General features: G+C 73.6%; 18 protein-coding genes and 1 pseudogene. 10 read left to right on the top strand and 9 right to left on the bottom strand.

Features of this window, described 5'->3' with window-relative positions; translation table 11 throughout:
• The first annotated feature begins 52 nt into the window (after positions 1-52).
• The 8 genes from ABZ234_RS08550 (at position 53) to ABZ234_RS08585 (ending at position 8,750) form a co-directional block, all read left to right on the top strand.
• Complete coding sequence (locus ABZ234_RS08550; RefSeq protein WP_355011591.1) at positions 53-688, top strand: helix-turn-helix domain-containing protein; 636 nt, start codon at positions 53-55, stop codon at positions 686-688.
• 135 nt (positions 689-823) lie between these two features.
• Entirely contained in the window at positions 824-1,735 is a 912-nt protein-coding gene (locus ABZ234_RS08555) for a hypothetical protein (RefSeq protein ID WP_355011592.1), read from the top strand.
• 126 nt (positions 1,736-1,861) lie between these two features.
• Positions 1,862-2,227 (top strand): hypothetical protein, encoded by a 366-nt coding sequence (locus tag ABZ234_RS08560; RefSeq protein ID WP_355011593.1) that lies wholly within the window; start codon positions 1,862-1,864, stop codon positions 2,225-2,227.
• Complete coding sequence (locus ABZ234_RS08565; protein ID WP_355011594.1) at positions 2,224-3,456, top strand: helix-turn-helix domain-containing protein; 1,233 nt, start codon at positions 2,224-2,226, stop codon at positions 3,454-3,456. Before ABZ234_RS08560 ends, ABZ234_RS08565 begins: the two co-directional genes overlap by 4 nt.
• A 430-nt stretch (positions 3,457-3,886) precedes the next feature.
• Positions 3,887-4,846, top strand: a complete 960-nt coding sequence (locus ABZ234_RS08570; RefSeq protein WP_355011595.1) for a MerR family transcriptional regulator — start codon at positions 3,887-3,889, stop codon at positions 4,844-4,846.
• Positions 4,843-6,924, top strand: coding sequence for a tetratricopeptide repeat protein (locus ABZ234_RS08575; RefSeq protein WP_355011596.1), 2,082 nt, complete (start codon positions 4,843-4,845; stop codon positions 6,922-6,924). Before ABZ234_RS08570 ends, ABZ234_RS08575 begins: the two co-directional genes overlap by 4 nt.
• Positions 6,921-7,691, top strand: a complete 771-nt coding sequence (locus tag ABZ234_RS08580; RefSeq protein ID WP_355011597.1) for a CPBP family intramembrane glutamic endopeptidase — start codon at positions 6,921-6,923, stop codon at positions 7,689-7,691. Before ABZ234_RS08575 ends, ABZ234_RS08580 begins: the two co-directional genes overlap by 4 nt.
• 477 nt (positions 7,692-8,168) lie before the next feature.
• The gene (locus ABZ234_RS08585; RefSeq protein ID WP_355011598.1) at positions 8,169-8,750 is read left to right on the top strand and encodes a hypothetical protein; all 582 of its coding nucleotides are present in this window, start codon (positions 8,169-8,171) and stop codon (positions 8,748-8,750) included.
• Between the two features lie 60 nt (positions 8,751-8,810).
• Here the strand turns inward: ABZ234_RS08585 and ABZ234_RS08590 are convergent, their stop codons facing one another.
• The 4 genes from ABZ234_RS08590 to ABZ234_RS08605 all read right to left on the bottom strand — a co-directional run bounded on the left by ABZ234_RS08590 (position 8,811) and on the right by ABZ234_RS08605 (position 11,962).
• Positions 8,811-9,161, bottom strand: coding sequence for a hypothetical protein (locus ABZ234_RS08590; protein ID WP_355011599.1), 351 nt, complete (start codon positions 9,159-9,161; stop codon positions 8,811-8,813).
• A 29-nt stretch (positions 9,162-9,190) separates the two neighbouring features.
• Positions 9,191-10,681 carry a hypothetical protein gene (locus tag ABZ234_RS08595; protein ID WP_355011600.1) on the bottom strand — a complete coding sequence of 497 codons (1,491 nt, stop codon included), beginning with the start codon at positions 10,679-10,681 and terminating at the stop codon, positions 9,191-9,193.
• 85 nt (positions 10,682-10,766) lie between these two features.
• The gene (locus ABZ234_RS08600) at positions 10,767-11,159 is read right to left on the bottom strand and encodes a hypothetical protein (protein WP_355011601.1); all 393 of its coding nucleotides are present in this window, start codon (positions 11,157-11,159) and stop codon (positions 10,767-10,769) included.
• 77 nt (positions 11,160-11,236) lie between these two features.
• A complete protein-coding gene (locus ABZ234_RS08605) occupies positions 11,237-11,962 on the bottom strand; it encodes a hypothetical protein (protein ID WP_355011602.1) in 726 nt (241 codons plus the stop codon).
• Between the two features lie 530 nt (positions 11,963-12,492).
• Here ABZ234_RS08605 and ABZ234_RS08610 point away from each other — a divergent pair.
• Both ABZ234_RS08610 and ABZ234_RS08615 read left to right on the top strand, forming a co-directional pair.
• On the top strand, positions 12,493-13,380 hold the full coding sequence (locus ABZ234_RS08610) for a hypothetical protein (protein ID WP_355011603.1): 888 nt from the start codon (positions 12,493-12,495) through the stop codon (positions 13,378-13,380).
• 133 nt (positions 13,381-13,513) lie between these two features.
• Complete coding sequence (locus ABZ234_RS08615) at positions 13,514-14,338, top strand: hypothetical protein (protein WP_355011604.1); 825 nt, start codon at positions 13,514-13,516, stop codon at positions 14,336-14,338.
• 430 nt (positions 14,339-14,768) lie between these two features.
• Here the strand turns inward: ABZ234_RS08615 and ABZ234_RS08620 are convergent, their stop codons facing one another.
• The 5 genes and pseudogenes from ABZ234_RS08620 to ABZ234_RS08640 all read right to left on the bottom strand — a co-directional run bounded on the left by ABZ234_RS08620 (position 14,769) and on the right by ABZ234_RS08640 (position 18,417).
• Positions 14,769-15,374: a hypothetical protein gene (locus ABZ234_RS08620; RefSeq protein ID WP_355011605.1), complete on the bottom strand. Its 606-nt coding sequence runs from the start codon at positions 15,372-15,374 to the stop codon at positions 14,769-14,771.
• Positions 15,375-15,515: 141 nt separating this feature from the next.
• Positions 15,516-16,772: a type I-E CRISPR-associated protein Cse1/CasA gene (locus ABZ234_RS08625; protein WP_355011606.1), complete on the bottom strand. Its 1,257-nt coding sequence runs from the start codon at positions 16,770-16,772 to the stop codon at positions 15,516-15,518.
• A gap of 56 nt (positions 16,773-16,828) precedes the next feature.
• Positions 16,829-16,975: pseudogene (locus tag ABZ234_RS08630) on the bottom strand (type I-E CRISPR-associated protein Cse1/CasA); the annotation flags it as partial.
• A 278-nt stretch (positions 16,976-17,253) separates the two neighbouring features.
• On the bottom strand, positions 17,254-17,526 hold the full coding sequence (locus tag ABZ234_RS08635) for a hypothetical protein (protein ID WP_355011607.1): 273 nt from the start codon (positions 17,524-17,526) through the stop codon (positions 17,254-17,256).
• 126 nt (positions 17,527-17,652) lie between these two features.
• Entirely contained in the window at positions 17,653-18,417 is a 765-nt protein-coding gene (locus ABZ234_RS08640; RefSeq protein WP_355011608.1) for a GntR family transcriptional regulator, read from the bottom strand.
• Positions 18,418-18,450 lie beyond the last annotated feature (33 nt).

Consider the following 18,450-nt stretch of genomic DNA (forward strand, 5'->3'; position numbering starts at 1 on the left):
CGGGCGGGCGCACGGCCCCGCCCCCTCCGATGACCGTGTTGAGGAGAACACCGTGCCCGACCTGCTACCGCTCCACCAGGCCGCCCGCTCCGTGGGCATGGACGAGCGGCGCGCAGTTGAGCTGATCAACTCCGGCGACCTGGCCTGCTACGTGGCCCCCCGCCGGCTCCAGGAGCTGCTCCGCCGTCCCCCCGCCCGGGCCCTGCCCCGGTGGTTGAGCGCGGCCCAGACCCGCGAGGCGGTCGCCCCCGGCTACCACCTGGACGACGTGCGCGCGCTGGTGCGCACCACCCTCGCCGAGAGCGGGGCCACCCTGTACGACCGCGACGAGGTCCTGGCCCTGCCCCGCGCCTACCCGCCGGGCGAGGCCGCCCACCTGCTGGGCATCACCACCGACGCCGTGCGCCGACTCGCCCGCAACGGGCGCCTGGACCACATCTACGTGCCGGGGCGGCGGTGCTGGCTCTACCCCGCCGACCAGGTCGACGCCCAGGCCGAGGCGCTGTGGATGAAGCGCACCTACACCGCCGGGCAGGCCCGCGAACGTCTGAAGGTCCCCGGGGAGAAGTTCGCCGAGCTGGCGCCCCAGCTGGCGGGCAGGCGCTGGCCCAACCAGCCCTACATCCGCTACCCGCGCAGCGTGGTCGACGCCCTGGCCCGCCGACGCACGGAGCAGGGGAGCGGGTGAGACGCCCTGCGCCGCAGCGCGGGCAGGTCCCCGTCCATCCGGTCACCACCTGACCGGAGCGGTGCCCGCGGCCACATGCGCCTTCCCCTTCCCCCTGTTCCGGAGCTTCGTCCCGTCTCTCACACGAGGAGTCCCATGTCCCCTGCCCCTGTTCTCCGCTGCATGTCCGTCAACGCCTGGCGCAGCGGGACCAGCAACCCGGACGGCTCGCCGGCCGACCGCATCCCGGCCCTGTGCGAGGCGATCGCCGCCCACGCCCCTGCCATGGTCGGGTTCCAGGAGGTCAACGAGTGGGCCAAGGAGGACGAGAAGTTGCTGGGCGAGGTCGAGGACCGGCTCGGGCTCACCGCGGTCCCAGGCTCTTTCCTGCCCGGCCAGTCGACCGGCCTGCTGTACGACCCGACCGCCATGGAGTGCAAGGAGTGGGAGCCCGCCGAGGGAAACGAGGTCTTCTGGCAGGGGTTCGGCGGGACCGCCCGCTTCGACCTCGGCCTGCCCTACTCCTTGGCGGTCGTGGTGGTGCACCTGTCCCACCAGAGCGCCCCGCTTGCCCTGCACCAAGCCAGCGCGGCCAACGACCGCGTCCGCCGGGTGGCCGACCGATCCCAGCCTCCCGGCGCACCCCGGGCCGAGGCGGCGATGGTGTTCGGAGATGTCAACCAGCCCCGGCTGCCGCACCCCGAGGCCCCGCCCGAACCCTCCCCCGACCAGCTCCCGGCAGCCAACTTGGCCTACCGATTCACCGGCCGGGCCGGCGAAGAGCAGGTGGACCGGCCGGTCGCTGAGCTGTTCGACCGATGCCGGTGGACCGATCTCGCCCTCCACCTCGCGAACGAGACCGCAGACCGGCGCGAGCAGGCCCGGCTCCTTGCCCCCACCGGGATCAACGGCGGATTCGCCGTGGACCGGGTGTACGTGTCGGAGTCGGTCGTGCCCGCCGTCCGCAAGCTGGAACAGGTGGACATCCCCAGCGACCACAAGGCCCTGGTCTGGGAATTCACCCCCTCCCTGATCGACCCTTCGCTGACTACCAGACTTCATGTCTGACCTGGGCCAGCCACTGACACCTGGCCCTTGGGGGGCCGATGGGGCGCTGGCCGCAACGCCGGCGCCCGCCTCCTTCGCCACCGACCCGTACACGACACAGGAACGACACCGATGAATGGTCTGTCCATGCCCGCCAGCGCCGTCCGGCTCCAGCGCCAGGCTCTGGCCAAGGCGGCGCGGAGCTGCCAGCTACACCTGCGACCCGACGGCGAGGACGTCGCGCTGACCAGGTTCGGCCACCAGGTGCGGGTGCGGACCCGCACCGGAGCGGGCGGGAGCCCGTGCTGGTTCCTGGACACCGATGAGGGCTGGCAGGAGGTGGGCCCGGTGGGGCAGGAGGGCGCCGTCGCCCGCGAGGCGGACCGGGTGGTCAAGGAGCGCGCCAGCGCCCACCAGGCCCGCCTGGCCCGCCTGGCCCGCCCCGCCCCTGCCGAGGAGCCTGCGCCCACCGCCCCCAGCCCGTCCGCCACGACCCACGAGACCTCCCCGTGAGCCAGAACACGACGCGCCCGGACACACCCGGCGCCGCTCCCGGCCCCGGACACGTCTTGGACCTGTACCGCGGCCTGCCCCGGGAAGCCACCGGGGCACAGGTGCGTCCGGTCTACGAGGCCGGCGGCTCCGTGCCGGAGCTGGCCCGCGCCACCGGACGGACCACGTCCACCGTCCACCACGAGCCCAGAGACGCGGGTACTCAGATGCGCCCCGACCGTGCGGCAGCACCCCCCGCCTCACCCTCCACCGCGCCTTCGGAGCCCGGCTTGCAGGAGAGCGGGACGCCCCTGTTCCGGGCCCCGTCCGTCCCCGCCCCTGCGCCCCCGCAGGAGCCAGACAGCACCCTGTTCCCCGTCCCGCCAGCGCCCGCCGAACCGTCCCCACTCGTACCGGAGCCGGGCGAGGACGCCCCCCAGGAGTCGACGGACGGACCAAAGGAAGAACTCGGGGAGGACCCCGGTTCCCCTCCGGCGTGCCGTCCGCCCGCCCCCCACACCCCTTCCGCACCCGTAACCGACACCTGGCGCATCGACCTGTACCGCGGCGGCCGACCACATGGCCCCTACGACCACGACCTCACCCGCACGGGGGTGCTCACCCATCTGCTCACCCCTCTGACCCCGTGGCTGGAGGAACACCAGGCCAGTGGGGTGTGGGCGCGCATCGTGCCCGCCACCGCCCACCCCTGGGACGTGGCCTCCCTGCCGTCCGGTGCCCGCCATCTGGGCACCGGGTACCTGCAGGTGTGCTCCCAGGCCCTGCCTCCGGCCGAACCCGCGCCGCCGGTGGAGTCGCCGCGCCCCGCCGCGGCGGCACCCGCCACCACACCCCTGCCGCCGGCTTCGCTCCGAGGGCCGAGAACGCGCCGCTCCCAGCTCACCACTGGCGCGGCAGCCAAGCTGCTGGGCTTGTCAAACGAGGCCTTCAAAACCCTGGCCGAGAAGGAGGGCCTGGTTTGCACGCGTACACGGGGGGGCCACCGCCGCTATGACCAGGCGCAGGTGCGCGCGCTGGCTGCCGACTGGTTCCGGCCGATCGAGGACTACTACCGCCTACACGAGACCGCCGAGCTGTTCCGTGTCTGCCCCAACACCATCTCCCGATGGGTTAGAGGGGGACTCCTGCCCCCGCACGACCACAAGGTCGGACACCGCAAGTACTGGTCGCGCGAGGTCATCGACGGCCTGCTCACCGACACCGAAGCCTGTGAGGACGAGGTGCGGTGAGCGTCTGTGACCCCCGGAGCCAGCGCCCGCACCACCAGGTGCGCGGGAGCGTCCACGGCACGCTGGCCCAGGTTCGGCCCGCCCCTGCCGAGGAGCCCGCGCCCGCCGCCCCCAGCCCGTCCGCTACGACCCACGCACCAACTGGAAAGAACTCCTCGTGAGCCAGAACACGACGCGGCCGGACACACCCGGATCCGTCCCCGGCCTTGGCCACCTCACTGCCCTGTACCGCGGCCTGCCCCATAAAGCCACCGGGGCGCGGATGCGCCCGGTCTACGAGGCTGGCGGCTCCGTGCCGGAGCTGGCCCGCGCCACCGGATGGTCCCCGTCCTACGTTTACGACAAGCTCAGAGACGCGGGTACTGAGATGCGCCCCTCCGCGCGCCCCGACCGTGCGACAACGCCCCCCACCGCGCCGCCGGAGCCCGGCTTGCAGGAGAGCGGGACCCCCCTGTTCCGGCCCCCGTCCGCCCCCGCCCCTGCGCCCCCGCAGGAGCAGGACGGCACCCTGTTCCCCGTCCCGCCAGCGTCCGCCGAACCGCCCCCGCCCTCACCCGTACCGGAACCGGGCGAGGACGCCGCCCAGGAGTCGACGGACGGACCAACACAAGAGCGCGGGGAGGACCAGGACTCCCCGCCCGCCCCCCACACATCGCCCACGCCCGTATCCGATACCTGGCGCATCGACCTGTACCGCGGCGGCCGACCGAGGGGCCCCTACGACCACGACCTCACCCGCACCGGGACGCTCACCCACCTGCTCACCCCCCTGGCCCCGTGGCTGGAGGAATACCAGGCCACCCGTCCGGCCAGCGGGGTGTGGGCGCGCATCGTGCCCGCCACTGCCCACCCCTGGGACGTGGCGCCCCTGCCCCCCGGCCCCCGCCATCTGGGCACCGGGTACCTGCAGGTGCGCTCCCAGGCCCTGCCTCCGGCCGAACCCGCGCCGCCGGTGGAGTCGCCGCGCCCCGCCGCGGCGGCACCCGCCGCCGACTTGCCACCGGTTCCACCCCCCGGGTCGACGACGGGCCGCTCCCAGCTCTCCTCCGGCGAGGCGGCCAGGATGCTGGAGATATCGGCCAACGCCTTCAAGCGCCTGGCCACGGAGGTAGGCCTGGTCTGCATGCGCACACCGAGGGGCCACCGCCGCTACGACCAGGCGCAGGTGCGTGCGCTGGCCGCTGTCAGAGCCCGGCCGATCGAGGACTACTACGACCTCGACCAGACCGCCGACCGGTTCAACGTCACCACCAAGACCCTCCAACGCTGTGTCATCGAAGGGGCCGTACCCGAACACCACCGCAAGGTGGGACAGCACAAGTACTGGCTGCGCGAGGTCATCGACGCCCTGGTCGACAACATCCACGCCAGCGTGGACGAGGCGCGGTGAACACCTGCGACCCCCCAAGCCAGCGCCCGCACCACCAGGTGCACGGGAACGTCCACGGCACGCTGGCCCAGGTCGACGCCGTCCAGGGCGACCTCATCCTGCACGCCCCCACCCCGCCGGGGCCGCGGCCGCCCACGCCCCGCCAGCTCCCCCTCGCCCCGGCCGTGCACGTCAACCACACCGCGGCCCTGGAGCGGATGGGCGCCGCCGTGGAACACGCCCACGCCCGAGGGCGCTCCGCGCTGATCGTACTCACCGGCCCCGCGGGCATCGGCAAGACCGCCCTGGCCACCCGCTTCCTGCACCAGCACCCCGACCTGGGGGCCGACGGGCACCTGCTCGCCGACCTGCGCGGCACCGCCACGGCGCCCGCCGACCCCGAGGAGGTCCTGGAGTTCCTGCTGTACTCGCTGGGCGCGCCCCTGGGCTCCTCGCCGCGCCCGCCCGGGGCCTGCTCGGCGTGGTGGCGCTCGGCCACCGCCCCCCTGTGCATCGCCCTGCTCGTGGACGACGCCCCCTGCGCGGCCGCCGTCCGCGCCCTGCTGCCCGCCGGGGCCCGCAGCACGGTCGTGGTCACCGCCCGCCGCCCGCTGGCCGAGCTCCGCGTCGACGGCGCCCTCGCCCTCACCGTCCCGGCGCTGGGAGCCCGCGACTCCCTGCGGGTGCTCACCGCCGTGGGCCAGGACCACCCCACCCGCACCGAGGACCACCGGGCGCTGGAACACATCAGCGCCCGGTGCGCCGGCCTGCCGCTGGCGCTGTGCGCCGTCGCCGCCCGGCACAGCACACACCCCCGCCCCTGGGCGCACACCGCCCGCACCCTCAACCAGGAGACACCGATGAACCCGCTCGATCCGGCCTACGCCGACCTGCCCCCCGACACCGCCCACACCTACCGCCACCTGGCCTGGCATCCGGGCCCCGACATCACCGGACGGGCCGTGGCCATGCTCACCCACCCCGGCCACGCCCCCCACCCCGAGGACCTGGCCGAGCTGGCCGCCGCCCGCCTGCTCCACGAGCACGCCCCGGGCCGGTACCGGCTCACCGACCCCGACCACGCCCGGGCCGCCGCCCAGGCGGGCGAGACCCAGGCCGAGCGCCGCCAGGCCCAGGCCCTTTTCGTGGGCGGGTGGGCGATGCTGGCCGCGGCCGCGGACCGCGCGCTGCGCCCCTACGCCCACGAGCACCCGACGGACAGGGAGGCGGCCCGCCAGATCTTCCCCGACGCCGCCCACGCCAACGCCTGGCTGTTCGAGGAGCGGGAGAACCTGGCGGCGCTGAGCGCGCTGGCCCTGGAGCTGTCCCTGGTGGGCGAGGCGGTGCGCCTGGTCGAGGGGATGTGGCCGATGGTGCTGCACCAGGGCCAGGACCACCTGTGGCTGCGCGCGGCCCGCCCCGCCCTGGACGCCCTCCAGGACAGCGCCCCCGCCCTGCGCGCCCGCCTGCTGCAAAAATGCGCCCTGGCCCTGAGCCACCTGCGCCGCGACCAGGAAGCCCTGACCGACCTGAACGAGGCCGAACTGATCTGGACCGACCTGGACGACCGGCCCCGCCTGGCCCAGACCCTGCAACGGCGCGGCATCATCGCCTACGAGGCGGGGCACCCCGCCGAGGCCGTCACCCACCTGGAGCGGGCCCTGGCCGCCGACGAGCACACCGGCGCCGACCACCACCGGGGCATCACCCTGTTCCAGCTCGGCCGCGCCCTGTTGGCCCTGGGCGAGGTCCTGCCCGCCCGCACCCGCCTGGAGCACGCCCTGCAGCTTCTGCAGGGCGATGCCTACAACTCGGCCCGGGCGCGGATCGCGCTGGGGGAGGTCCTGGTCCGGCTCGACCAGCACGAGCCAGCCCTGCAGGAACTCAACGCCGCGCGGGACGCCATGGTCGAGCACGGTTCGTTGTCCGGGCAGGCCCAGGCCATGGAAGGCATCGGCGTCTTCAGCGAGGCCTGCGGCCACCCGGACGGGGCCCGGAGGGCCTACAACACGGCCCTGGAGCTGCTGGAGCTGCTCGCCCCCGCCGACCCCGTCCGCCAGCGCGTGCGCGCCCGCCTGGACCGGATGGAGGCCCGGTGACCCTCTCACCCGAAGCGGCCCCGCGCCCGCCGGCCACCCTGAGCGCCGGCCGCGCCTATGCCCTGCTCGGCGTCGTGGTCGCCGTGGCCTACTCGCCCTCCTACCTGGTGATGATCCACTCCCTGACCGAGGGGCTCGGCGGCCCCGCCCCCGCCGCCACGTGGTCGGACGTGCTCATCGACTGGGCCCGCTACGCCCTGATGCTCGGCCTGGTCATCTTCGGCTGCGTGTGGGTGAGCAGGCGCCTGGGCCTGGGCGTGCGGGAGCTGTTCACCCCTTCCGCCCCGGCTCCGACCCGGTCGGGACGCCGCATCCACCCCGTGATCACCTGGGTCCTGGGCCTGCTGGCGTTCGCAGGACTCTTCGCCGGCCTGGAGCTCTCCGCCGTCCTGGCCACCCCCGCCCCAGCGCAGGCGGCCGGTTCGGCGCCGGGACCGGGCCTGGACGCCGTCCTGTGGGAGGTGGGCACCCGGGTTCCGAACACCCTGGCGACCTCGCTGATCGAGGAGATGGTCCTGCTGGGCTTGATCGCCCTGGTCCTGGGGCTGGCCGAACGGCCGGCGTGGGAGGTCTACGCGCTCTCCGCCGGGATCCGCGCCGCCATGCACGCCCACCACGGGTGGGACGCCCTGTGGTGGGTGCTGCTGGGTGTGGCGCTGATGGCGCTGTACCGGCGCGGCACCCTGCTTCCGCTCATCCTCGCCCACGCCACCTACAACGCCGAGATCACAGTGCTGACCATCACGCTGGCCCTGCTTTTCGGCTGAGTGCGTCATCGCGGCCCGGGGCGCGCGCCCCGGGCCGCACACCTTCCGCCGCGGCGGGGTGCCTCCGGCGGGGACTCCGGGCTCGCGGATGGACGGGGGCGTGCGGTCGGGTGCGGGTGGTCTGTGGTGGGGGCGGGTCCACCCCCTCTCCCGTCGTCCGGTCACAGACCAGCACCCCGCGCGGCGGCCCGCCAACCCCGCCGCACCGCCGGGAGCTGCGGCTTGCGCGCCCCGCCGCTCGTTCCTCGCGACGGCCCGCTCCACCCGGTCACCCGGCGCCGCTCTGGGGCCGAGCCTCGCTTCGCTCGGTGGCAGACCACCCCACGGCGCGCTCGCCCTACGGGCGGACGAAGGGCGAGGGGATGGACCCGGCACCGGGTGTGCGGGGGCGAGGCCCCCGCGGCGCAACCGCCCCAGGGCATCCTCAACGGCGCGCGCCCGCACCAGCCCCCGGACCGGGTGCGTAGGATGCCGCCCATGCCCACACCCTTGCCCGTGCAGGTGCACACCCACCTGGAAGCCGCGGCCGCCGTGCTGCGCGCCGCCGCGCCACTGCCCCCGGTGAGCGTCCACTACGACCCCGACTCCGACTTTCCTGTGCAGATCAGGCCCGAGCCCACGGTCACCTCCGCCCGCCAGGACGTGGCCGTGCGCCGACTCGCCCGGGCCCTGGGCGCCGCCCCGATCGTGACCGACCCCGACGGGGCGAGCACAGAGGGGTACTGGGAAGGGACCGGGATTGCCGTGGGGCGCCTGGCCTCCGACGCACGGGCCACCTTCTCCGGCCATGGGCGCACCGGCGAGCACGCCGACCTGCTGCACGAACTCGCCCCCTGGGTCGCCCAGGTCCTGGACCAGGGTGCCACCCAGGTGTGGGTCGGCGAGCGGGCCCCCTCCCAGGCAGAACCGGTGCACGCTCTGACCCTGGCGGTCTTCGCCGACACGGCCTACCCCGACCTGGTCGAGCTCTACGCCGTGCCCGGAGCCACGGGCGACGCCTCCCGCCATGCGGAGGGGCTGGTCCACGGCCGCCAGGTGGTGCTGGTCAAGGAGGACTGAGACGGCGGCCCCCGGGGGGGCACAGTCCACGCGCCCCCCGGGGGCCCGCCGCAGGATCCCTCAGCCAACGGGGGTGGTGCGCAGGTGTTTCATGACGGCGCCCAGGCGCGCGCGGAGCAGCTGCCCCTCACCGTCCGGGAGCTGCAGCAGCCACTGCAGCACGGCGCCGGGTTCGGCCGAGGGCGCCCCGTGCTCCCCGAACCAGGGGGCCAGCCCGTCGCGCAGCTGCGCGCCGGCCTCCCGCTGGCCGGGGTCGGGGTGGTTGTTGGCCATCCCCATCAGCTCGGTCCAGGCCAGCAGCACCCCCTGGCGCAGGTTGAGCGCGAACCCGGCGGCCACGCGGGCGGCCTCCGGGTGCTCGCTCCGCAGGCGCTGTGCTGTGTCCGCGGCGTTGTCGTCGATGCGTTCCACGTCTCTCCTCAGATGGATTGGTCCGGTGGCTACTGTGTCGGCGGTTGGCGGGGGACGGGCCGCTGCCCGGAGGCGCGCAGCTCGCGCAGGAGCTCCCGGCTGCGCTGGTCGATGCGCGCCGACACCTCCAGCTTCTCGGCCTGGCGGACGGGCCGCGCCGGCGCGGGCACGGCCGGTGTCTGGGCCTCGCGGCGCCCGCGCCTGTCCGAGCCGCGCTGCCCGGAACGGCTCCGGGGCCGAGGCCCCGGCGTGGGCGCAGGAGCGGTGAACAGGTCTTTGGGATAGATCAGGAGTTGCTGCTTGATGCGGTCCGCGATGTGCTTGGGGGTGTCGGGGCGGTTGAGCATCTCCACGAGCTGGACGCGGTTGTCCTGGTAGACCCGGCTGCGCTCGTTCTCCTTGGCCCAGGCGAGCTTGCCGACGAGCTGGTCGACCTGGCGGGCGGTCTGCCTGTAGCGCTCCTCCTGGCGCTCGTACTCACGGTACGACTGGACCTGCCGGTTCCGCACTTCCTCCTGCGCCTGCCCCCTCGTCAAACCGGACGCCTTGGCATCTTGCTGAGGGTTGAGCACGTCAGCGGCCTGGTCCAGCAGGTTGCGGGCCTCCACCGCCAGGTCCGGGGCCAGACCGCGGACGCGGGCCGCGCGCAGTTGCAGGCGCACCCGGTCGGCCATCGTGGAGACGTTCGCGCGCGAGTCGCCCTCGGCCAGGGCGTGGCGCAGCCCGCGCAGGGCCTGCTCCAGCGGGTCCACCTCCTCCCTCTCCCGGAAGGGCTCGCTCTCCGGGCGCGGAAGGGGCGCGGCCGCCGCGGGTACGGCCTTGACCAAGGTGCCGCCGCGGAGCACGCACTTGGCGAGCGGGACCCACTCGACCTTCCCGGCGCCGTCGCGGATGCCCACCTGCACAGCACGGGAGTGCTCGGCGCCGTCGCTGTCGCTGAGGCGGAACAGGCGGTGGGGGACCCGGTTGGCGAACAGGGCGGAGGTGACGGACTGGTTGGCGCGCACGAGCCACACGTAGTCCCTGGCCTGGGGCGACTTGGCCAGGGCCAGCAGTTCGTGGTCCAGGTCGTGGGAGAACACCAGCCGGAGCGGCTTGGCGGTGGTGGGCACGATCAGCTCGGTGCAGCCGCGCCCGCGGTCCAGGCCCAGGTACTGGGCCGGGGCCTCCACTGCGCGTTCGTGTTCGGCGAGCCAGGCGCGCAGGTGGCGGTTGGCGTAGAGGTGGTCGGCGCTGTGCCCGCCCCGGGTGGCCTCCCCGCCCCGGGCCAGGCGCGCGCACAGGTTGGACCCGGCGTTGTGGGAAAAGTGCGGCACGGCCTCACGTTCGCGCACGATCTTCAGCGACAGCCGCCCTCCGCACCCGCCCAGCAGCAGGCCGCACCAGTGGGTCTGGGCGCGCTCTCTGGCCCGGTCCCGGAACTGCTCGGCCTCGTCGGGGTCGGTGGGCATGTACGCGGGTTCGGCGGAGTGGGGATCACCGGTCACGGCGGTCTGCACTCGTCGGCGGTCGGGCTGCATGGGGCACGAATAGCACACGAGGGCCGCCCGGCGTGCGGAATTCGCGGCCGTTGGCCGGTGGTGGACACACCCGAACAGGGCGCCCTCAGGGGCGCAGGAAGTGCACGGGCAGGTGCGGTCCAGCCTGCGCCAGGTGCTCCAGGCGCCGGCGCAGTACGGCCGGGGAGGGGGCGTCGCCGATGTCCAGGGCCACCGACCGCAGCTGGGCCGTGGCCTGGTCGGGGAAGACCTCGGCGAGCAGGGGCGCGGGGATGACGGCGGACATGGACAGCGGCACGTGCGTCTCCTCGCGGCCGCGCGCGGCCGCGATGGCCAGGGCGCTGACCCAGGCCACCCTCCCGGCCGCCAGCGGGTACTCCGCGAGTTCGAGGACGGCGCGCACCAGCGCGGGCTCCACCATGAGCGTGACCCAGGCCGCCGCCCGGCGGGGGTAGTTGCTCACGCGCGGGTGCGGTGGTGGGGGCACGAACTCGGACATGGGTCCATGGTCGCAGGTCAGGGGCGCCCGCCCGCTCCAGGAGCGGGCGGGCGCGTGCAGGCGGCGCCGGTTTTCGGCTATCCGAGGCGTCGGCGGTGGTCGGCCTCGGCGGCCACCGCCCGGACCAGGTGGGGCACGTCCCGGCGGGCGTCGTGGTCGGCGGAGGCGTAGCACAGGTGGTACCGGGAGGGGTCGTCCCGGTGCACGACCTGAGCGCAGAACCCCCGGTGCTGGCCGAGCGGGTAGTCCCACGCCTCGCTGATGGTGTCGGTGATCTCGATCCACACCTGTCCGAGGTCCACGAAGAGGCAGTCGCCCTCGGTGCTGGGCTTGACGGGCAGGTCGACCTGAGCGAGCGCGGCGAGCAACAGCGGCCCGGTCATGGCGTCGGGGTCGGTGTCTGCGGGGGCCTCGTTGGCGTCCTCACAGTCGGGGCAGGAGTTGGTGAGCCGGTACTCGCCGTGGCCGCAGGGGGTGCGCGAGGCCGCATCGTGGCCCGGGCCGTGGATCCAGTACTGCGGGCAGGTGCGCAGCGACTGGGGGGTGGGCGTGGCGGCCTCGCCCACCGGGTGGGCGTCCATGCCCCAGTCCCAGCCCGGGCGGTGCAGGTGCCGGTGGGCGGGGTGGTCGCCGGGCAGGGCCCAGCGTCCGGCCGGGGTGAGGTAGACCCCGGCGGGGGTGGGGCGGGCCAGGACGGCGCGCACCAGGTCAGCGGTCGAGGCGTCCTCGGGCAGGCGGCCGTCGTGGCCGATCCGGTCCGACGCGGTGGCCAGTGCGACGAATGCGTTGTTTTCGCTGCTCATGGCAGTCCGTTTCCTTGGGTCGGGGGGGTGAGGGTCGGCATGCTCGGCCCCTCCGACAAACGAAGTTCATACTTGGAGTTCTGGAACTGCAAGTATGAGTCTGCCACATCGCGCCGATACTTGCAATTACAGAACATCGAGTATGACGGCGTGGGGTGCAGTCGTCCCGCGCGGCACCCCCGGACCCCATCCCGCTGCCGACTGCCGACAGGGCGGAGCACCCGGCGGCCGAAACTCGCCCCTGGAATGGGAGACGCGTGGGCCGCACGCGGCCCACGCGGCGGGAACCCCGCCCCTCAGAACGCAGCAGCCCGCCCCCGCCCGCCGAGGCGGCCGCAGGCCGGGTGGGGACTCGTGCGGGCCAGCACAGACCCCAACCGGGGACCGATACTTGCTTTTCCAGAATTGCAAGTATCGGCGAGATGTGACAGACTCATACTTGCAGTTCCAGAACTGCAAGTATGAACTTCGTTTGTCGGAGGGGGCGAGCATGCCGACCCTCACCCCCCGACCCAAGGAAACGGACTGCCATGACCTGCACTGCTACAACCTTCACCCCCGCGATGGGGTACGTGCGCGACCTCGGCTGGTTCGGCGGCTACGTCGCTGCCGACACCGTGTGCACACCGGACGACCCCGGCATCTACGCCCCCCGCGAGGAGCTGAATGACTCCCTGCTCCACGTCGGGTTCGAGGAGGCGTGCCGCTTCTCCCGTCTCCTGTGGGAGGACCAGGCCTCCAACCCCTTCACCGACGCCCTGCTGCCGCTGTGGGGCGAGCAGGGGGACCTGCACCTGATCGACACGCGCACCCCCGGCGCGCCCGACCTGCGCGGCGAACAGGCCCCGGGCGACCACCCCGAGCGGGCCTTCGCCCTGGGCGGCTTCGGCCCCTCCTACTCGGCGCTGGTGCACTGGGAGGCGCTGGTGCGGTGCCCGGCCGGTGCCGCCGTGGGCCCCCTGGACCACCACGTGGAGCACCGCCTCATGTCCAAGGAGGACACGTCCACGTCCTGGGAGTACGCCCAGCACACCCACCTGGGGGACCGAGAGCGGGCGCTGCGCACCGCCTACAACCTCAGCGCCCAGACGCCCCCGCGCACGCGCACCTACCGCGTGCTGCGGGAGGAGACCACGCTGATGCTCGCCCCGGTGGACCTGCACGCCCGTGTGCGGGAGGACCTCGACCCGGGCCGGGGACCCGAGCCCTGGGACGAGGGGGGCGTGTACTCGGTGCTCACCCACCACGGCGTCGCCCACCAGGAGCCCGAGGGTCCCCGGGGCAGGCCCTGGGGCTTTTCCGCCTACCCCGACTTCGAGGCGGCCCGCACCGCCCACGCCCGCGACGAGACCGGCCGGGCCCGCCTGGCCTACCGCCTCCTGCGCAGCACGTGGGCCAGCACCCAGATCGGCGCCTGAGCACAGCGGGGCCGCACCCGCAAGGGGTGCGGCCCCGCCTGCCGGTGGCCGCCCGTTTTGCCGACCGGCGGCCCCCGGCGGCCCCGCCCAAGGAGCGGGGCCACCACCATCATCGCAAACCGAGGAGAGTGCCGTGATCCAGATCCGCCTGGGCCCGCGCAGGCCCGTCGACCCCGTCCTGGACCCCCTGGGCCGCGACCACGTGGGGTGGTCGCCCGACCTGGACGAACACCAGGTGTACGAGGCCGGGCGCGGCTGCTGGGTCCTGGGCCCGAACGCTGACGAGCAGGACTACGCCCTGATCACCGCGCAGGGCACCGTGCGCCTGGTCGTGGAGATCGACCGCCTGGTCCCGGCCGGGCCGCGCCGCCGGGCGATCGTCGGCTCCGTCCTGGGTCCCGACCACCCGGTGGCCGCGGCCCACCTGGGCCGCCCCGAGCCCGAGACGACCTCGCGCAACCCCATCGCCTACCTGACGCGCCCGCCCGCGTACTGCCGGTGCGGGTGCGGGGAACAGCTGACACGCAAGGGCCGCTCCACCGCGGTGACCGGCTACCAGCGCGGCCACGACAACCGGGCGCTGACCGCGCTCGCCAGCACCTACGGCGGCGCGGCCGCGTTCGTGGACCACCACGCGCACGGGGCCGGCGCGTGGGAACGGGCCTACGCCCGCGCCGGTGAACTGCTGGTCGGAGCCGGCCCGGCGCCGGGGCCCGCCCTGTGGGCGCGGCACTGTCTGGCCGCGCTCCTGTTCGCCGCCGACGGCGACACCGCCACCGCCCGCACCTGGTGCCGGGGCGAGGAAGTCGGGGCGGCATTGCAGGCACTGGAGGGGCGCCCGGAGCCCACCGCCGACCAGGCACGCGCCTGGTTGTCCCTCTACCGGGCGACCCTGGACACCCCCGGGCAGGTAGGCGACCTGGTCGGGGCGGTGCGCAACGCGAGCTGGGGCATGTGACCGTGCCCGCCCGTGCCTGGATCGAGGTCCTGCACACAGCGTGGGGTGCCGACGACCGCCCCGTGGAAATCTGCATTCACGTAATGCCGACGTCCCAGTGGGTGCTCCACTACGAGTGGCCCGCCTCGTAGGACTGTTCGTGGCGCCCCGGCACATCGTGCCGGGGCGCTCTGCGTCAGTAGGTGAAACCCCTGCAACCCGTGAAACCCTCGCAGGTCGGAGAGGGTTGCACTCTCCGGTCGCGGTGAAACTCTTGGGTTTCACCGCGACTCGAAACCGGTTTCGACCCCGATATCGCCTCGAATCGCTCGTGACCTGGGAATGTTTCAGGTCAGGTTCATAGGGCCTCGCGCACGGCTCCGGAGAGGGTCTCCGTACAGCAGAAGGGGCCCGCTCTGCGGCGGACCCCCGTGCGGGCTGTGTGTCGTGGTCAGCGAAGCTGGTCGGCGGCGGCCTTCTGGCGTCGGGCGCGTACCAGGGTGACTACGGCCAGGGCCACGGTGGTGACCAGTCCCAGGGTGGGCAGGCTGACCCAGGTGATGGCCCACAGCATCTGCCGGGTTGGAGCATTCTCGACCACGTCCATGGTGGCGATGCCGGCGTCCCCCCTGTTGGTGCAGGAAATCTCATGGGTGCCGGTCTCGGTGATCTCCAAAACGTTGTCCAGATTCCACTCGCTGTCACCGTAGGTGTATCGGCTCGCCCAGTGCCTGGTGCCCTCTGCCAGGGTCCCGGACGGATTGCGAACCGCGCACCCGAAGCTTCCCGAACGGCCGTAGACGCCGAGTTCGCCGAGGTGCTCCTCTCCGAGGTCCACCTCGATCAGCAAGGGCTCGTCGGTGACTTCGGTGATGAACTCCGGGGCCGGCTGGCGCACCCAGGGGCCGAACGCGAACAGGATCCCGAGGACCATCAGGGTGGCAACCAGGGATATCAGGCTCGCGATGTACCCGCCGCGCAGGCGACTCTGGCGTGGTGCGGGCGCGGGGGAAGGCGCCTGCGGGGGAAGCGGAGGGTAGGGGTGGGGAGATGACATGGCCGAGATTATGTCAGCGGCCTGTGACCGAGAGGCATTCGACGGGGTTGTCAGGAGTTCGAGGCACACAATATTCCGATCGCTCGTGGCGTCCTGCGATGAGCATGCTGGCCCTGGTGCCAGCAAGAGCGCCGGCACCGCCTACCGACCGATGCCGGGGGTCTCCTCGGCCTGACTGTCGAGGCCGTACCGGGCGAGTTGGTCGCGGAGCCCGCGGGCCTGGGCCAACGTGGCAACGCCGGCCGCCTGGCGGGCGGGGTTGCCGCGCAGGCGCTGGCTGGCCAGCTCGATGTGCTGATCCACCACGGCCACCAGCGCCTCCCTGCCCTGTGCCACCCCGGTGACGGAGTCCAGGTGCGCGAGTTCGGGGGCCAGGTCCCCGGACCACTGGTGGCGGGCGCGGTCCGCGAAGTTCTCCGCTTGCTCCGGCGCGTGGGAGGACCGGGCCGGGACGGTCGCGGCCGCGGCCGCGCGCACCGCGTGGTCGGCGAGGTGGAGCATGTTCCGCACCTGGACCAGGCGGGCATGGGCGTCGGTGCCCGGGACCAGGGCGGCGGCGGGCAGGTCCCAGGTGCGGGCGTGGGTGTCCTGGATCGTGGACCTGTATTTGTCGGTGGCCATGGTGGTGGTCTCCACCGTCACCTGGTTCAGGAGGTGGTGGCGGTCGGAGAGCCAGGTGATGGCCTCCGGTGTCACCGGGGTCGCGGTGCGGCGCCTGGTCGGGGCGGTCAAGCCGGGGACGGTGGCCTCCAGCGACCGGGGCAGCACCCGCTTGTAGGCGTCCTGATAGGACTGGTCGGCGCCGTGGCCCGGGTCTGCGGGCGCTTTGAGGTCGTCGCCGCCGGTGACGTACACCCGGCGCACCAGGCCGTCGCCGTCGGGCAGGAGGCGGATGCGGCGGGCGGGCCAGCACAGCAGGTCCACCATCCCCTCCGGGGTGCGGCCGCGGCGGCGCCCCACCACGGGTTCGGTGCGCTCCCACCACCCCGTTCCGGCCGGGCCGCGAGCGCCGGGGGCCAGGTTCAGCAGCAGCGTCTGGGCCAGGGATCGGCCGACCAGGCGCGTGTAGGGGGCGGCGGCCGCCGGGCCGACCGGCACACCGGAGTCACGTCCCTTGCCGTGCGCGGCGCGGATGCCCGCGGTGTCGTAGGACTGGCACCACAGCAGCCACCGGGCGGCCTCGGCCGGGGTCAGCGACTCGGGTATGCGCCAGAAGAACCCCGCTCCGGCGCCGCGCTCGGCCAGCATGGTCAGCGACGCCACGGGGGCCGCTTCGGGGCGCTCGACGGGGTCCTGGGCAAATCCGGGTGAGCCGTCGGCGGGCAGCAGCTCCCACCGGCCGGCGCCGATCTCCTCCAGCCCCTCCAGGGGCAGGCCCGACTCCCACAGGCGGGCCACGCCTGCGGGGCGACCTCTCCGGCCAGGCGGTGGGCCACGGCCAGCAGCAGCCGGTGCAGGGCGACATCCACGGTGGGGTCCTCGGCGGCGACGGTACGGATGCGGGCCGCGTCGGTCAGGGCGTCGCGGACACCGACCTCGCCGTGAGTGCCGTCCAGGTAGACCACAGGAATCCACGGGGCGGCGAAAAGATCCAGTGACACAGTGTCACTCCTCGTGCGTCAGGGAACCGCGCCCGGCGGTGTGAGGCCGGGCGCGGAGGTCTCGCCCCCAGGGGGTGGGGGCCGTCCCCGCCGATGCGGGGAGAACGGGTCCGGGGCTGTGCCGCCGGACCCGGGGTGCATCCCCGCGCGCGCGGGATAGGTGACCGATTCATTGTGCCGTCGCCGGGCGGGAGGCGCCCGGCGTGCAGAAACTCGCTGCTCTGTATCCTGGCGAGGCTCCGCCCGCGCTGCCTGCGGGCGGAGCCCCGTTCCCAGGGTCAGGAGGCCAGGGCCCCGACGACCTGGTCGACCTCGCGCTGGAGCCCGGGCAGGTATCCGCGGATGTCCTCCTCAGTCAGGGGGTCCGCACCCTTCGGCAGCAGTACATCCTGCACTTCGTGCCGACGGGCGACGCGCTGGTGGTCGGGGACGTATGCCTCCACCCACACATCCAGCTCTCCCTCCTCGGTGACGTAGAGCACCGGGTCGTCCCGGTCGTCGGCGAGCAGGTTCCGCACATCCGCGACGGTGACCTTCAGCGTGTTGTTCATGGATCTCCTTGCGGTAGGTGCCCGTCCCCGGGCGGGGCGGGCCGGCCCCGCGTGTGCGGGGCATACATGAGGCTCAGTGGGCGTAACCGGGTGGGGCCCTGGGCGAAGGGGGGAGGAGAAGTGGGTCTAGTCGGGCACGGGGAAGGTGTGGTCGAAGGCTGCCATGTCCCCGCGAATGACGACGTGGGTCACGTCCAGGGGGCCGTCCTCGCAGTGGTAGGTGCGGATCACGGAGAAGACCGGGGTACCCGGCGGGATCTGCAGTCTCTCCGCCTCCTGCCCTGAGGGCATCCGGGTCGTGAGCTCTGTCTGGACGCTCAGGACAGGGGAGAGCGCGTTAATCCTGGCGATGTGCCCGCCCGGACCCGCCCCGTCCACGATCGCGGGGGCGCGGTCGCCCGTGGCCAGGGCGAAGTAGGAGTCAGCGCTGTGGTGGAGGACTCCGTCGAGGGTGGTCGTCCTGCGCCGAACGTGGACCGGGTCGCCTGGTTCCACGTCGGGCAGGCGCTGAGCCACGAAGTCCGGTGCCGGAATGCGGTCCGTGCTCATGCCCTGTTCCGCGTCCTGCCCCTGGCCGACCGCTTCCGCCAGGAGGATGGGCTGCGGTTCACCGCCTGACCAGATCTTCCGGCTGTAACGGTCGATGTTGTACCGGTGCACCGGGGGCGCCTGCCTGACGTAGCTGCCGCTGCCGCGGCGGCTGATCACCAGACCCTCCTGGCGCAGAAGTTCCACGGCGCGCCGGGCCACGATCACGCTCACCGCGTACCGGGTCGCGAGCACGGCCAGCGTGGGCAGCCTGGCCCCCGGCGCGAGGTCACCGCTCCGTATCTGTTCGCGCAGGTCGTCCGCGATGCGGCCCTGCATGGGCCGTGCGGTGCTCTCGTCCATCCCACCCCACCCCTTCTGATTTCGTATACAAGC

Origin of the sequence: Nocardiopsis sp. NPDC006198 (genome assembly GCF_040613895.1) — a bacterium.
Taxonomy (GTDB): Bacteria; Actinomycetota; Actinomycetes; order Streptosporangiales; family Streptosporangiaceae; genus Nocardiopsis; species Nocardiopsis tropica.

Bases quoted from the DNA above. Each gene is read 5' to 3' on its own strand.
- ABZ234_RS08555 (WP_355011592.1), top strand. From the start codon at position 824: ATGTCCCCTGCCCCTGTTCTCCGCTGCATGTCCGTCAACGCCTGGCGC.
- ABZ234_RS08560 (WP_355011593.1), top strand. From the start codon at position 1,862: ATGCCCGCCAGCGCCGTCCGGCTCCAGCGCCAGGCTCTGGCCAAGGCG.
- ABZ234_RS08585 (WP_355011598.1), top strand. From the start codon at position 8,169: ATGCCCACACCCTTGCCCGTGCAGGTGCACACCCACCTGGAAGCCGCG.
- ABZ234_RS08595 (WP_355011600.1), bottom strand. From the start codon at position 10,681: ATGCAGCCCGACCGCCGACGAGTGCAGACCGCCGTGACCGGTGATCCC.
- ABZ234_RS08600 (WP_355011601.1), bottom strand. From the start codon at position 11,159: ATGTCCGAGTTCGTGCCCCCACCACCGCACCCGCGCGTGAGCAACTAC.
- ABZ234_RS08605 (WP_355011602.1), bottom strand. From the start codon at position 11,962: ATGAGCAGCGAAAACAACGCATTCGTCGCACTGGCCACCGCGTCGGAC.
- ABZ234_RS08610 (WP_355011603.1), top strand. From the start codon at position 12,493: ATGACCTGCACTGCTACAACCTTCACCCCCGCGATGGGGTACGTGCGC.
- ABZ234_RS08620 (WP_355011605.1), bottom strand. From the start codon at position 15,374: ATGTCATCTCCCCACCCCTACCCTCCGCTTCCCCCGCAGGCGCCTTCC.
- ABZ234_RS08635 (WP_355011607.1), bottom strand. From the start codon at position 17,526: ATGAACAACACGCTGAAGGTCACCGTCGCGGATGTGCGGAACCTGCTC.
- ABZ234_RS08640 (WP_355011608.1), bottom strand. From the start codon at position 18,417: ATGGACGAGAGCACCGCACGGCCCATGCAGGGCCGCATCGCGGACGAC.